We start from the raw sequence: 11,979 nt of genomic DNA, 5'->3' as shown, positions 1-11,979 counted from the left end.
CCACGCCCGCCATCCCGCGATTACTAGCTGTTGTACTGCTTCAGGACGACGGCGGTGGCCAGCGCCGCGGTGACGGCTTCATGGCCCTTGTCTTCCTTTGAGCCGGGGAGGCCGGCGCGGTCCAGGCCCTGCTGTTCGGTGTCGCAGGTCAAAACGCCGAAGCCCACCGGAACGCCGGTGCGAACGCTTACGTCGGTGAGGCCTGACGTCGCCGCCTGGCAGACGTACTCAAAGTGCGGCGTCCCGCCGCGAATCACGACGCCGAGGGCAACGACGGCGTCGAAGTGCGGTGCCAGCCGCGCGGCTGCGACAGGCAGCTCGAAGCTTCCCGGGACGCGCAGGACGGTGGGCTCGGCGATGCCGGCGTCCTTGGCTGCGCGAAGGGCGCCGTCCAGGAGCCCGTCCATAATCTGGGTGTGCCAGCTGGCCGCGACGATGGCCAGGCGCAGCTGGGACGTCTCGGCCGGGTTAAGGGTGGTGAGGTCGATATCGGGGGCGCCGTGTCCGCTCATAAGTCAGTGCTGTTCCGTTCAGTCTTGGGGGTTAGGCAGTCGTTTTGGTTAGTCAGTCTTGCGCGCTGGTCAGTCTTGTTCGTGGCCAAAGGAGGTATCGGGGGTGGTGACGGGCACCGCACCGCCCACGTGGGTGTCCAGCACCAGGCGGTGCTCCATACGGTCTTTTTTGGTCTGCAGGTACCGGATGTTCTGGTCGCGGGACGGAACCTCGGTGGGGACCATCTCCACAACCTTGACGCCGGCGTTGGCCAGCCTGTTCTGCTTGTCCGGGTTGTTGCTCAAGAGCCGCACTTCATGCAGTCCCATCTCAGCCAATACCTGGGCGGCCGCCTTGTAGCAGCGGGCGTCCACCGGCAGGCCCAGCTGTTCGTTGGCCTCCACAGTGTCGAAGCCGGCCTCCTGCAGCGCGTAGGCCTTGATCTTGTTGGCGAGCCCGATGCCCCGGCCTTCCTGGCCGCGCAGGTACAGCAGGGTGCCGCCTTCCTCGCGGATCATTCCCAGCGCATAAGCCAACTGCTCCCCGCAGTCGCAGCGGTAGGAACCGAAGACGTCTCCGGTGAGGCACTCGGAGTGCAGCCGGACCAAGGGGGCTTTGCCGTCCTTGGGCGGGTTGGGCGAACTGACGGCCAAGTGCTCGGCACCGGTGACCAGGTCGATCCAGGCCTGCGCGATGAAGTCACCAAAAGCCGTGGGCAGCTGCACGATCGGACCGCCGCTGACGGGATGGGGCACCCGGCCGTTGCTCGATTCTGGCTGGTGGCGGCCATTTGCAGGCGCTGTTGCATGGTGGCCGTTCCCCGAATCGGGCAGGTGGTGGCCGTTCCCCGAAGCTCCGGAAGCCGTCATCGTATCTCCTCTTGTCCGCCCTGGCGTCCTGCCCGGGCGTTGCCGTCAGCCGATGTGCCCGCTGCCTCGAGGTGGGCCACCAGGTCTGCAATGGAGATTAGGGGGCATCCGTGTTCAGCAGCGAAGGCACGGAGCCCGTCCAGCCGCATCATTTCACCGTCATCGTAGACGACTTCGGCAATGACAGCCGCAGCTTCCAGGCCGGCCAGGCGGCACAGGTCAACAGCGGCCTCAGTGTGGCCAGGACGTTCCCGCACACCACCGTCAACCGCACGAAGCGGAAAAATATGCCCGGGGCGGGTGACGGAGGACGGTCCGGACTGCGGATCCGCGAGGACCCTGGCCGTGAGGGCCCGGTCGGTCGCGGAGATTCCGGTGCTGACGCCGGTGGCGGCGTCGCAGGACACCGTATAGGCCGTGCCCTTGGCATCCTCGTTGACTTCAACCATGGGTGGAAGCGCCAGCGCGTCGGCGCGGTCGCCGGACAGCGGGACGCAGATGACACCCGAGCTGTACCGGATGGTCCAGCCCATCAGCGCCGGGGTGGCGTGCTGGGCGGCGAAGATGATGTCCCCCTCATTCTCCCGGTCCTCGTTGTCCACCACCAGGACCGGCCGGCCGGCTGCCATGGCCCGGACTGCCTCTTCGATGGAGTCCAGTGGCGTGGCGGCGTCCTCCTGGGTACCGGAGACGGCAGCGGAAACCACCTCAGGCTCGAACCGGACTGCCGCGTTCATCGTGTTCCTCCGTCAACAGTTGCGGGCGCCATGGTGTTGAACGCCAGCAGGCGTTCGGTGTACTTGGCCAGGACGTCCACTTCCAGGTTCACCCGGCTGCCGGTGCTTTTGGCGCCAAGGCCCGTTTCGGCCAGGGTGGTGGGGATGAGTCCCACCTCGAACCAGGGGCTTTGTTCAGCGGCGGCGCTGACGGCCGTGACGGTGAGGGAGACACCGTCGATGGCGATGGATCCCTTTTCCGCGATGTAGCGGGCCAGGTTGGCCGGGACGCCAAAGCGGAGCCTTTCCCAGTTGCCCTGGGGCTCGCGTTCAAGCAGTACGCCCACGCCGTCCACGTGGCCCTGGACCACGTGCCCGTCCAGCCTTCCGCCGGCCGGGACGCAACGCTCAAGGTTGACGGCATCTCCGGGAACCAACTCTCCGATGGTGCTGCGGACCAGGGTCTCCCCCATCACGTCCACGCTGAATTCCTTGCCGTTTATTTCGGTGGCGGTGAGGCACACGCCGTTGACGGCGATGGACCCGCCCAGGGCGAGGCCTTCAGTGGTGCCCGGCGCGTGCAGCCGTACGGTGGCGCTGGCATCCCCGTCCCTCTCGACGGACAGAACGTGCCCCTGCTCGGCAATAATTCCGGTAAACATCAGTAGCCTCCCTGGGCTTGCTCCGCGGTGGCGCGGGACGGTTGTGGGTCTGGGGCAACGGTGCGTTGCGGTCGGAGGTGGAGTCGAAGGTCCCGGCCCAATGTCCGGACGGAGCCGCCGTCGGACGGGTCCCATTCCCAGTGCTGCGCATCGGCGAGGGTGGTGATTCCCAGGCCGGTAAGGGCGGGGGTTCCGGAGCCAAGCAGAGTGGGGGCCAGGTAAACGATGAGTTCGTCAACGAGCCCGGCCGCAAGGAACGCGCTGAGAATGCTGGATCCGCCCTCGACCATCAGGTGGCGGACGCCGGAACCGTAAAGGGTGGACAGCGCTTCGTGGGGGTCGCGGGTGGGAAGGTGCGTTGCCAGGCCGTCCCTCCCGTGGACAGCGGCGTCTGCCGGGATGTCCCGCAGCCCCATCACGGCCCGCAGGGGCTGCTTCGGGGCCGGCGCTCCTGCGGCGTCGCGGGCCGTGAGGCGGGGGTTGTCCACCAGCACGGTCTGCGTGCCGACGAGGATGGCGTCGATGCGGCCGCGGATGGCGTGGTTGTCGGCCAGTGATTCGGGGCTGGAGATCCATTGGCTGGTACCGTCTTCCGCGGCGATCCGGCTGTCCAGCGTCTGCGCGATGTGAAGGGTGACGAAGGGGCGCTTTGCAGCCACTGCTTCAAACCACTGGCGGTTCAGGTCCAGCGCTTCACCGGCACCGAGTCCGCTGCGGACGCGCACTCCAGCTTCGCGCAAGGTGGCCGCACCGCCCGCGGCCGGGCCATGGGGATCGTCCACTGCGTAAATCACGTCCGTTATTCCGGCGGCGATGATCGCCTGGGCGCAGGGGCCGGTGCGGCCCACATGGTTGCAGGGCTCCAAAGTCACCAGCATGGTGCATCCGGAGAGATCGAGCCCCGCGGCGGCGGCCTGCGCAATTGCGTCTGCCTCGGCGTGGGCGGTTCCTGCGCCGCGGTGGAAACCAGTAACGAGCTCGCGGCCTTCGGAATCGACGACGACGGCCCCCACCAGGGGATTCGCGCCGCGGGGACCGTTGAGGGCGGCCTCGAGGGCGGTGCCCATCGCGGCGGTCTCGGCGGCGGTAAAGGCCGTGACGACTCCGGCCGTCATGCTGGAGCCTCGATGGTTGTGCTGCCGGACGTGGCGGCAGCAGGACTTATGGCGTTTAAGAGCCATCGCAGCAGGTTCATAGTGCTTGTGTCGTTCCTTCCCTCTAGAACCGCGATGGCTCCGGGGATATACGACAGCAGAAGGCCGCGGCATCCCGTGACGCCGCAGAAACAGCTGTACGTGCTTCTCTCATCCAGACTTTAACTGTCGGTACCGGAATTTCACCGGTTCAACCGTCCGCCGGGATTCTCCCAAAGGAAAACCACCGGCTCGCGGGTCGCGGACTGTCACCGCCGGTTCGGACTTACACCGACCCCGGAGCACGTATGTGTGTTGCTATTGTGCCATAACGGCGTACGGCTCCCGGCTATTCCGCCGAGGAGCGTGACTTTTGACTGCCTGCCTCGCGGAGCCGGTCAATGGCCGAAGCCGGATCCTCTGCACCATACACGGCCGAGCCTGCGACGAAGACGTTGGCGCCCGCCTCCGCAGCACGGGTGATGGTGTCCTCGGTGATGCCGCCGTCAACCTGGATGGCAACGCCGATCCCCGAGCCGTCGATGGCCTTTCTGGCGCGGCGGATTTTTGGCAGGGTCACGTCCAGGAACGCCTGGCCGCCAAATCCTGGCTCCACCGTCATGATGAGCAGCATGTCCAGCTCGGAGAGCATGTCCAGGTACGGCTCCACGGGAGTTCCGGGGCGGAGGGCCATTCCGGCCTTTGCCCCCCTGGCGCGCAGTTCGCGGGCCAGCTTGATGGGCGCAATGGCAGCCTCGGCGTGGAAGGTGACTGATGCCAGGCCCGCGTCTGCAAAACCGGGTGCCCACCGGTCAGCGTCGGCAATCATCAGATGCGCGTCGAGGGGAACCGGGCTCACGGCCTGGATCCGCTGTACCACCGGCAGCCCGAGGGTGAGGTTGGGCACGAAGTGGTTGTCCATCACGTCCACGTGCACTGCGTCCGCATTGCTGATGCGCTGCAGTTCCGCCTCAAGGTTGACGAAATCGGCAGACAGGATGCTCGGGTTGATGCAGCATTGCGTCACAGGGGGAACCTTTCACGGGTCACGTCTTTGCCGGACACGGCCCTATTCGGATCAGGGCTACTTTCGGATCAAGACTATTGGGGATCAGGGCTGTTTACAGGTCAGGGCTTCTTGCGGATCAGAGCAAGGAACATGGCGTCCGTGCCGTGGATGTGGGGCCAGAGTTGGGCGGTTGACTCATGCCCGGCACCAAGGTTGCCGGTAAGGCTCACGCTGTCCAATGCCTGGCCTGCCTCGAGCAGCTCAAGGTCGTCCCGTTTGCGGAGCGCGTCGGTGACTACGGCCGTGGTTTCAGCCGGATGGGGTGAGCAGGTCACGTAGGCAACCACTCCGCCCGGCCGCACTGCTGCCAGAGCCGATTTGAGGAGGTCACGCTGAAGCTGCCCAAGGTCTGCGAGGTCCTTGGGCGTGCGGCGCCATCGGGATTCCGGGCGCCGCCGGAGCGCGCCCAGCCCGCTGCAGGGAACGTCTACAAGAACACGGTCGAAAAATTCAGGTTTCTCCGTGCCCACCTCGCGGCCGTCGCCAGTGCGGACCTGCCAGGTTTCCCGCGGCACAGCCGAAAGAGCCTGGCTCACCAGTTTGGCGCGGTGCGGCGCAGGTTCATTGGCCAGCAGCGTCGCGCCCCTCTGGCTGGCCAACGCACCGAGCAGTGCCGCCTTTCCGCCGGGCCCCGCGCACAGGTCCAGCCAGGCCTCGGCGGGGCTTCCTGCAGCGTCTGCCCTCTCAGCGCCTTCGGCTCCCCTTTCGGCCCGATGTCCGCCAAGGTCGACCTCAGCCATGGCGCGTGCCACCAGCTGCGAGCCGACGTCCTGCACCCTGGTGCTGCCCTCCCGTACCGAGGCAAGCCGGCCCAGGTCCCCGCCGCTGGAGAGCGCCGAGCCTTCCACGAGCTCGCCGGGGGTGGCCCCGTTTTCCAGGGCCTCGTTGAGGCTTCCAATGCCGGGCAGGGCTACCAGGTTGACCACCGGCGCAGCGTTATCCGCTTCCAAAAGATCGTTGATTTCCGACGCTGAGCGACCATGTGCCACGAGGGACTGGCGCATAGCGCGGACGATCCACTCGGGATGGGCATAGCGGACGGAGGCCACCTTGGTCTCGTCCGTTTCTCCGGCGACCAACTGCTCCAGCCACTCCTCGAGGGTGTGCGCCGCGACCTTCCGGAGGACAGCGTTGATGAGGGCAGACGGTCCCGCTCCGATCACTGCACGCGCCAGGCCAACGGTCTGGTCCAGTGCCGCATGCGCCGGGACCCGCATGGCCAGCAGCTGATGCGCTCCGATCCGAAGGGCGTCGAGGAGGGCCGGGTCCAGTTGGTCCAGCGGCCGGTCGACGCAACGGGCCAGGATGGCGTCGTAGGTGCCCTGGCCGCGGAGGGCCCCGTAGCTCAGTTCTGTGGCAAAACCGGCGTCCCGCTTGTCCAGGCCGTGGTGCCGGATCCGTGCCGGCAGCACCAGGTTCGCGTAGGCGTCCTCGGCAGCCACGGCACGAAGGACTTCGAACGCCACCAGCCGGGCGGGATCCGCCCTGCGCGTGCGCTGCGAAGGGGCGTTGTCGGTGAAGCTGCGCTCGGCGCTGCGGTTCCGTTCCCTGCCTTTGGCGTTTCGGATGCTGGAATCGCGGGGTCCGCCGTTGCCGCGGCCCCCGCCGCCTCTTCCGCGCTGCCCGCCTCCTGAGCTTCCGCTCCCGCTCCCGGCGTTGCCGCGACCGCTCTGATTGCCGCCGGAACCGCTCATTCGAACACCACGCTTTCAAGGGAAGCCATGCCGCGTGCCCAATCAGCAGCGGCCATCATTTTTTTGCCCGCTGGCTGCATCCGGGTCAGCTCCACGCCGTGCGAGCCTGTTCCCACGAAAACACTTTTGCCTTGCGCGGAGAGGGACCCGGGCGCCAAACCGGAAACATCGGGCCGCAGTCGGACGGGCTCCAGCTTGATGCGCTGGCCATCCAGTACTGTCCACGCTCCCGGTTCGGGGGTGACGCCCCGTGCCTGCCGGTCAATGGCCAGGGCCGGGTGTTTCCAGTCGAGCCGGCCGTCGTCGAGGGCCAGCTTGGGGGCGAGGGAGATTTCACCAGTTTGCGGAAGAGCGGCCGCTTTGCCGGCGTCAATGGCCGAAAGCGTCTGGGCCAGAAGCACCGCTCCGCTGCGGGACAGCCGATCCAGCAGTTCGCCCGCCGTATCTTCCGGCCCCACCGTTTCCGTCAGGGTTCCGAAGACGGGCCCGGTGTCCAGGCCTTCCTCAAGCTGGAAGGTCACGGCACCGGTGACGTCGTCGCCGGCCATAACGGCACGCTGCACCGGCGCGGCGCCGCGCCAGGAAGGAAGCAGCGAGAAGTGCAGGTTGATCCAGCCGTGCCGCGGGATGCCCAGTGCGGCCGGGGGAACCAGCCCACCGTAGGCGACAATTGCGGCCACATCCGGGCTCACCGCCGAGATCCTGCCGATGGCCTCCGCATCGATCCGGGCCGCATGGATGACGTCGATCCCCAGCTCGGCTGCCCGGGCGGCAACCGGCGAGGGCGTGAGCACACGCTTCCGGCCGATAGGCGCGTCAGGCCTTGTCAGCACCGCAACTACATCGAAGCCTGCCTCCACGAGCGCATTGAGTGACGGGACGGCGACGGCGGGAGTGCCCGCGAACAGGACCCTCACCCGTTGGCACCAGCAGCGCCGGCACCAAAACTCGCGCCTGAAGTGGCGCCGCCAAAACTTGAGCCGACTGTCTTGGCGCGCTTCGCCGCGGTCCGTTCCGTGACGGAGTCATAGTTGGCGTTGCGGATGGAGCGCAGGGCAGCCTTACGGTCCTCCCCCTCCAGCCGGTCCGTGTAGAGGATTCCGTCCAGGTGGTCATTCTCGTGCTGGAAGCAGCGCGCCAGCATCCCCTCGCCTTCGACGGTGACCGGGTTGCCGTGCATGTCTACGCCGGAGACGCGGGTGGCACGGAAACGCCGCACCGGAAAACCGAGACCGGGGATGGACAGGCAGCCTTCCACGTGGTCGGGCTGGAAATCCTCGCTGTTCTCCAGCACGGGGTTGATGATGTGCCCTTCCACTCCGTCAATGCGGTAGGTAAAGACACGCTTGCTCACACCGATCTGGGGCGCGGCGAGGCCGGCACCGTCCACGTCTTCCATGGTCTCGGTCATGTCCGCCACCAGCTTGGCCAGCTCAGGCCCGAATTCCGTCACAGGATCGGCAACTGTGCGGAGCACAGGATCGCCGATGATGCGGATATTCAGAATAGCCATGCGCTGTTTTTCCTTACGGTAGGCGTCAAAGGGAACCAATCCAGTTTAGGCGCAGACGAAACTCCGGGCGGTTTCGTTCCTCCGCACTCAGGCGGGCTGTACCTGCGCGAGCGGCGGCGGGGCTATGGGCAACAGTGCGGTCCCCGCGGAAATGGTGTCCGCTGACAGCTCCCACACGCGCCGCAACGCACAAAACTTCCACCAGTGGTGCTTGAGGACGTCAGGGTTGGCACGGACCGGACGGACCTCGGTTTCCCCAATGGCCACAGCCAGCAGGACAGGGTTTTCGCCGTATTTCCACGGCTCCCAAGTCCCCGCCTCCGGGTCCACCAGGCTCTCTTCCGCCTTCATACCGGCCACCAGCTGCATCACCACTTTGTCGTCCAGCGGCTTGACCAGGCCGTCGCGGGTGGTGCCCTTGGTCTTGTAGTCGATGAGGCAAACCCGCCCGTTGATCCGGGCCACCAGGTCAAGGGTGCCCGCGTAACCCACCGCGTTGTTCCAGACGGTGATCTCAGGGGCAATGGGTTCCACCCGGAAGAGCTCCCACCATTCATCAAAGCGGACGGCAAAGGCTTCCTCGCCGTTGGAAGCGAGGGCCTCGCGCGCTTCCTTCATGGCGTGCGGCCGGCCGAGGGCCCGCAAGGCCACCTGCTCGCAGTAGTAGTGGACGCGGTCCCCCCGCCTGGCGGCCTCGTCCCGGTACGTCTCTGCAGCCTTGGCCGCGCGGTTGACGGCCTGCTTGATTTTGGCAGGGCTGCCCAGGCAGTCTGCGAGCAGCGGATCCTTCGCCAGGCTGCTGGCCCCCATATATCCGAACCAGCCGTCCAGCCCGTGCGGCTGCTGGCCGATCACCGTGGTGATGGACGGCACGGAGAAATGCTCAGAGGTGGACCGGGCGTACATCCGCCCGTATTCCGTGGCGTGGGCAAGAAGTGGAGCAGTCATAACAAAGACTCTTTCACAAGGGGCTGACAGAATGTCCGGGCGCACAAAAAAGGTCCGTTTCCGCTGCAGATGAGCGGAAACGGACCAATATGCGGTGGGCGATACTGGGTTCGAACCAGTGACCTCTTCGGTGTGAACGAAGCGCGCTACCACTGCGCCAATCGCCCTGATGCACTTGAATGCTAGCGGACCTTGCCGCCTTTTCGGAAATCGGCATGAACCGACAGTCAAAGGGGCATCAGCCCATGCATCCGGACAGGGCAAAGGGAGCAGACGCGGGCAGGGTGGCCCCTGGCCGACCCCACGCAAACCGGCCCCATCTGACCAGAACCCAGCTGACGCCGTCAGGAATTACACGCATGTAACTTTGCAAAATCTGCGCCATTGCAGGGAAGCAGCGCCGTTGCACATTCACAATCGATGGCCGATTTGGAGAATCCCGGAACCTCCTATATTGTTTTTACTCGTTGGAAAGCGAGGAAATGCCGGGAACGGCAGCGAATCGGCCCTCCAAAATGCGGACGTAGCTCAGCTGGTAGAGCACCACCTTGCCAAGGTGGATGTCGCGAGTTCGAATCTCGTCGTCCGCTCGCAGGACACTGTCACGGCAAAGGTTCTTTTTGAATCGGCGCTTACACGGTGGGTTGGCCGAGAGGCGAGGCAGCGGCCTGCAAAGCCGTTTACACGGGTTCGAATCCCGTACCCACCTCGGTGAAAACCATGGTTTCCGGTTTGTTCCGGAAAAGCACGGGCGATTGGCGCAGCGGTAGCGCGCTTCCCTGACACGGAAGAGGTCACTGGTTCGATCCCAGTATCGCCCACCAAGCAAGGCAACTTGCTTCATGCAGTTCGTCTGGCCCAGGCCGGAACGTGCTTCATATGCGGACGTAGCTCAGCTGGTAGAGCACCACCTTGCCAAGGTGGATGTCGCGAGTTCGAATCTCGTCGTCCGCTCTCTTACTTCTTACAATCCCATAAGCCGGGCTTCCGGTTCCGGGCGATTGGCGCAGCGGTAGCGCGCTTCCCTGACACGGAAGAGGTCACTGGTTCGATCCCAGTATCGCCCACATACTGCAGCTCCCCGGAGCTGCTTTTTTCTTGCCCCGCCTCAGCTGCCCGGCCCTCGTTGCGCTGTCACTTACAGCTCCCAAAACCGGGGCGGATTCAAGTGGTGGTTGCAACACGTTCTATGCGGCCGATTCTTCCAGTATTTGCTGGAGGGCTTGTGCGGGGGTTCTCCAGCCAAGGGTTTTGCGTAGGCGGCCGTTGAGTCCTGCGGCGGCGTAGTCGAGGTCCTCGGGGGTGACTTTGGTCAGGTCCATGCCTTTGGGGAAGTACTGGCGCAGGAATCCGTTAGTGTTCTCGTTCGTGCCGCGTTGCCAGGGTGAGTGGGGGTCGCAGAAGTAGACGTCCGCTCCGGTGGCGATCTTGACGCGGTCGTGAATGCCGACCATCTCCGCGCCCTGGTCCCAGGTCAGGGTTCTGCGCAGCTGAACCGGGAGCGTGGGCAGGGTTTCCTGGATGGCGGCCAGTACCTGCTCGCCGGTGTGTCCGTTGGGCAGGTGCAGGAGCATCACGAAGCGGCTGCTGCGTTCCACGAGTGTTCCGATCGCCCCGGTGCCGGGGGTACCGATGATCAGATCGCCCTCCCAGTGTCCGGGCACCGCCCGGTCATCGGCCTCCGCGGGGCGTTCGCTGATCAGCAGTTCCTTCGGGACCCGGGGCTTTCGGTTCCCGGCCCGCCGGTTTGGCTGCCGCACGGCCCGGCCGGTGCGCAGGGCAGCGGTGAGCTCGGCCTTCAGCCCGCCGCGGCCCTGGATATAGATGCACTGATAAATCGTCTCGGGGCTGATGCGCATGCTCTCATCATCGGGGAAATCGATCCGCAGCCGGGCACTGATCTGCTCCGGGGACAGCCGCTCCCGGGCCGTCAGCATCCCGGCGACGTAGAGTGCCAGGGCCTCGTTATCGGCCAGTTTCCGGGTCTTGGGGCGGCGTGCCAGCTTCTGCGCCCGGTTCTGCGCCGAGGACGCCAGATAAGGGCGTTGGCCCCTGTTCCGAATGTTCCGGCCCAGTTCCCTGCTGATCGTGGACGGGCTCCGGCCCAAACGCCGGCCGATCTCACGCACCCCGTACCCGGCGGCACGCCAGACCGCAATCAGCTCGCGTTCACGGAAGGACAGGAACCGTCGGCAGTCGGGCCTAATTGCAGGATTCACCCCACCATGCTGACGGACGATCACCCGGGCCGCTGACGGGGACAGCCCGGCAGCTTCCGCCGCCAACTCATCAGATGCTCCAGAAGACCTCGCCTCCCAGAAAACCCGAACCACCTCACGCAAGATCTCAGGCCGACCAAAGCCCATAACAACACCCCAATCACTCAGGTGTTGCAATGACCCCTTGAACCCGCCCGGGTTATAACGACCAAATCTGATAGGACAACCGGTGGGACCAGGCGGTACATCCGCTGCGGGCGAACGCCCAAAGCCCCTAATTTCCTTGGCACGCCTCCCCAGCAGGGCTAGGATCTTATGCGGAGGAGCGACCTGGCTCCGCGATTGAAGGGAGGTGCTCGTGGGACTGATTGGCGACCTAAAGGGCAAGGCTCAGGGTCTTATCCGCGGCAACGAGCAGGCCATCAAGAACGGCATCAGCAAGGCCGGCGATCTAGTCGACACCAAGACCGGAGGCAAGTACTCCGGTCACGTCAACAAGATCCAGCATGGCGCTTCCAAGCTCATTGACAAGAACGGAACTCCGGGCCAGGCGCCTGCCCCCGGGCAGGTTCCCCCGGTCAACCCGGTTCCGCCGGTTGACAAGGCTCCGTAAAAAGGATTTGGCCAGGGCTTTGCCCTAGTACGTCAACGGGGTGCGGGTCCC

At 65.5% G+C, this 11,979-nt stretch carries 12 protein-coding genes, 6 tRNA genes and 1 riboswitch; of the genes, 6 read left to right on the top strand and 12 right to left on the bottom strand.

Annotation, left to right across the window (positions count from 1 at the left end):
- Nucleotides 1–23: 23 nt before the first annotated feature.
- The 11 genes from ribH to CXQ88_RS11490 form a co-directional block, all read right to left on the bottom strand.
- Nucleotides 24–512 carry a 6,7-dimethyl-8-ribityllumazine synthase gene (ribH, locus tag CXQ88_RS11540; protein WP_104044308.1) on the bottom strand — a complete coding sequence of 163 codons (489 nt, stop codon included), beginning with the start codon at nucleotides 510–512 and terminating at the stop codon, nucleotides 24–26.
- A 69-nt stretch (nucleotides 513–581) separates the two neighbouring features.
- Entirely contained in the window at nucleotides 582–1,361 is a 780-nt protein-coding gene (gene ribA / locus CXQ88_RS11535) for a GTP cyclohydrolase II (protein WP_104044307.1), read from the bottom strand.
- Nucleotides 1,358–2,098 (bottom strand): 3,4-dihydroxy-2-butanone-4-phosphate synthase, encoded by a 741-nt coding sequence (ribB, locus tag CXQ88_RS11530; protein WP_258061828.1) that lies wholly within the window; start codon nucleotides 2,096–2,098, stop codon nucleotides 1,358–1,360. The genes ribA and ribB overlap by 4 nt, the downstream gene beginning before the upstream one ends.
- Nucleotides 2,095–2,739 (bottom strand): riboflavin synthase, encoded by a 645-nt coding sequence (locus CXQ88_RS11525; protein WP_104044306.1) that lies wholly within the window; start codon nucleotides 2,737–2,739, stop codon nucleotides 2,095–2,097. Before CXQ88_RS11525 ends, ribB begins: the two co-directional genes overlap by 4 nt.
- Nucleotides 2,739–3,854: a bifunctional diaminohydroxyphosphoribosylaminopyrimidine deaminase/5-amino-6-(5-phosphoribosylamino)uracil reductase RibD gene (gene ribD, locus CXQ88_RS11520; RefSeq protein WP_258061827.1), complete on the bottom strand. Its 1,116-nt coding sequence runs from the start codon at nucleotides 3,852–3,854 to the stop codon at nucleotides 2,739–2,741. The genes CXQ88_RS11525 and ribD overlap by 1 nt, the downstream gene beginning before the upstream one ends.
- A 176-nt stretch (nucleotides 3,855–4,030) precedes the next feature.
- Nucleotides 4,031–4,182: riboswitch (FMN riboswitch) on the bottom strand.
- Nucleotides 4,183–4,221: 39 nt separating this feature from the next.
- Nucleotides 4,222–4,899, bottom strand: coding sequence for a ribulose-phosphate 3-epimerase (gene rpe / locus CXQ88_RS11515; RefSeq protein WP_104044304.1), 678 nt, complete (start codon nucleotides 4,897–4,899; stop codon nucleotides 4,222–4,224).
- Nucleotides 4,900–5,000: 101 nt separating this feature from the next.
- Entirely contained in the window at nucleotides 5,001–6,635 is a 1,635-nt protein-coding gene (locus tag CXQ88_RS11510; protein ID WP_104044303.1) for an RsmB/NOP family class I SAM-dependent RNA methyltransferase, read from the bottom strand.
- A complete protein-coding gene (gene fmt, locus CXQ88_RS11505; RefSeq protein ID WP_104044302.1) occupies nucleotides 6,632–7,552 on the bottom strand; it encodes a methionyl-tRNA formyltransferase in 921 nt (306 codons plus the stop codon). The genes CXQ88_RS11510 and fmt overlap by 4 nt, the downstream gene beginning before the upstream one ends.
- Complete coding sequence (def, locus tag CXQ88_RS11500; protein ID WP_104044301.1) at nucleotides 7,549–8,148, bottom strand: peptide deformylase; 600 nt, start codon at nucleotides 8,146–8,148, stop codon at nucleotides 7,549–7,551. The genes fmt and def overlap by 4 nt, the downstream gene beginning before the upstream one ends.
- Nucleotides 8,149–8,235: 87 nt before the next feature.
- Complete coding sequence (locus CXQ88_RS11495) at nucleotides 8,236–9,096, bottom strand: cytochrome (protein ID WP_104044300.1); 861 nt, start codon at nucleotides 9,094–9,096, stop codon at nucleotides 8,236–8,238.
- A gap of 95 nt (nucleotides 9,097–9,191) precedes the next feature.
- A tRNA-Val gene (locus tag CXQ88_RS11490) sits at nucleotides 9,192–9,263 on the bottom strand.
- 350 nt (nucleotides 9,264–9,613) lie between these two features.
- Between CXQ88_RS11490 and CXQ88_RS11485 the strand changes: the two genes are divergently transcribed.
- From CXQ88_RS11485 to CXQ88_RS11465, 5 genes are all read left to right on the top strand, one after another.
- Nucleotides 9,614–9,686 (top strand) — tRNA-Gly (locus CXQ88_RS11485).
- Between the two features lie 48 nt (nucleotides 9,687–9,734).
- Nucleotides 9,735–9,805: transfer RNA gene (locus CXQ88_RS11480), tRNA-Cys, on the top strand.
- A 40-nt stretch (nucleotides 9,806–9,845) separates the two neighbouring features.
- Nucleotides 9,846–9,920: transfer RNA gene (locus tag CXQ88_RS11475), tRNA-Val, on the top strand.
- 57 nt (nucleotides 9,921–9,977) lie between these two features.
- A tRNA-Gly gene (locus CXQ88_RS11470) sits at nucleotides 9,978–10,050 on the top strand.
- Between the two features lie 41 nt (nucleotides 10,051–10,091).
- A tRNA-Val gene (locus tag CXQ88_RS11465) sits at nucleotides 10,092–10,163 on the top strand.
- 120 nt (nucleotides 10,164–10,283) lie between these two features.
- Here CXQ88_RS11465 and CXQ88_RS11460 read toward each other — a convergent pair.
- Complete coding sequence (locus CXQ88_RS11460) at nucleotides 10,284–11,462, bottom strand: IS30 family transposase (protein WP_219816315.1); 1,179 nt, start codon at nucleotides 11,460–11,462, stop codon at nucleotides 10,284–10,286.
- Nucleotides 11,463–11,673: 211 nt separating this feature from the next.
- Here CXQ88_RS11460 and CXQ88_RS11455 point away from each other — a divergent pair, with 211 nt between their 5' ends.
- A complete protein-coding gene (locus CXQ88_RS11455) occupies nucleotides 11,674–11,928 on the top strand; it encodes an antitoxin (RefSeq protein WP_104044369.1) in 255 nt (84 codons plus the stop codon).
- The last annotated feature ends 51 nt before the right edge of the window (nucleotides 11,929–11,979 follow it).

The organism is Arthrobacter sp. ZGTC412, from assembly GCF_002929215.1.
Classification (GTDB): Bacteria; Actinomycetota; Actinomycetes; order Actinomycetales; family Micrococcaceae; genus Arthrobacter.
The sequence above is the reverse complement of the archived record's forward strand: the minus strand, read 5'-3'. Positions and strand labels throughout refer to the sequence as shown.

Bases quoted from the DNA above. Each gene is read 5' to 3' on its own strand.
- ribH (WP_104044308.1), bottom strand. From the start codon at position 512: ATGAGCGGACACGGCGCCCCCGATATCGACCTCACCACCCTTAACCCG.
- ribA (WP_104044307.1), bottom strand. From the start codon at position 1,361: ATGACGGCTTCCGGAGCTTCGGGGAACGGCCACCACCTGCCCGATTCG.
- ribB (WP_258061828.1), bottom strand. From the start codon at position 2,098: ATGAACGCGGCAGTCCGGTTCGAGCCTGAGGTGGTTTCCGCTGCCGTC.
- CXQ88_RS11525 (WP_104044306.1), bottom strand. From the start codon at position 2,739: ATGTTTACCGGAATTATTGCCGAGCAGGGGCACGTTCTGTCCGTCGAG.
- ribD (WP_258061827.1), bottom strand. From the start codon at position 3,854: ATGACGGCCGGAGTCGTCACGGCCTTTACCGCCGCCGAGACCGCCGCG.
- CXQ88_RS11510 (WP_104044303.1), bottom strand. From the start codon at position 6,635: ATGAGCGGTTCCGGCGGCAATCAGAGCGGTCGCGGCAACGCCGGGAGC.
- def (WP_104044301.1), bottom strand. From the start codon at position 8,148: ATGGCTATTCTGAATATCCGCATCATCGGCGATCCTGTGCTCCGCACA.
- CXQ88_RS11495 (WP_104044300.1), bottom strand. From the start codon at position 9,096: ATGACTGCTCCACTTCTTGCCCACGCCACGGAATACGGGCGGATGTAC.
- CXQ88_RS11460 (WP_219816315.1), bottom strand. From the start codon at position 11,462: ATGGGCTTTGGTCGGCCTGAGATCTTGCGTGAGGTGGTTCGGGTTTTC.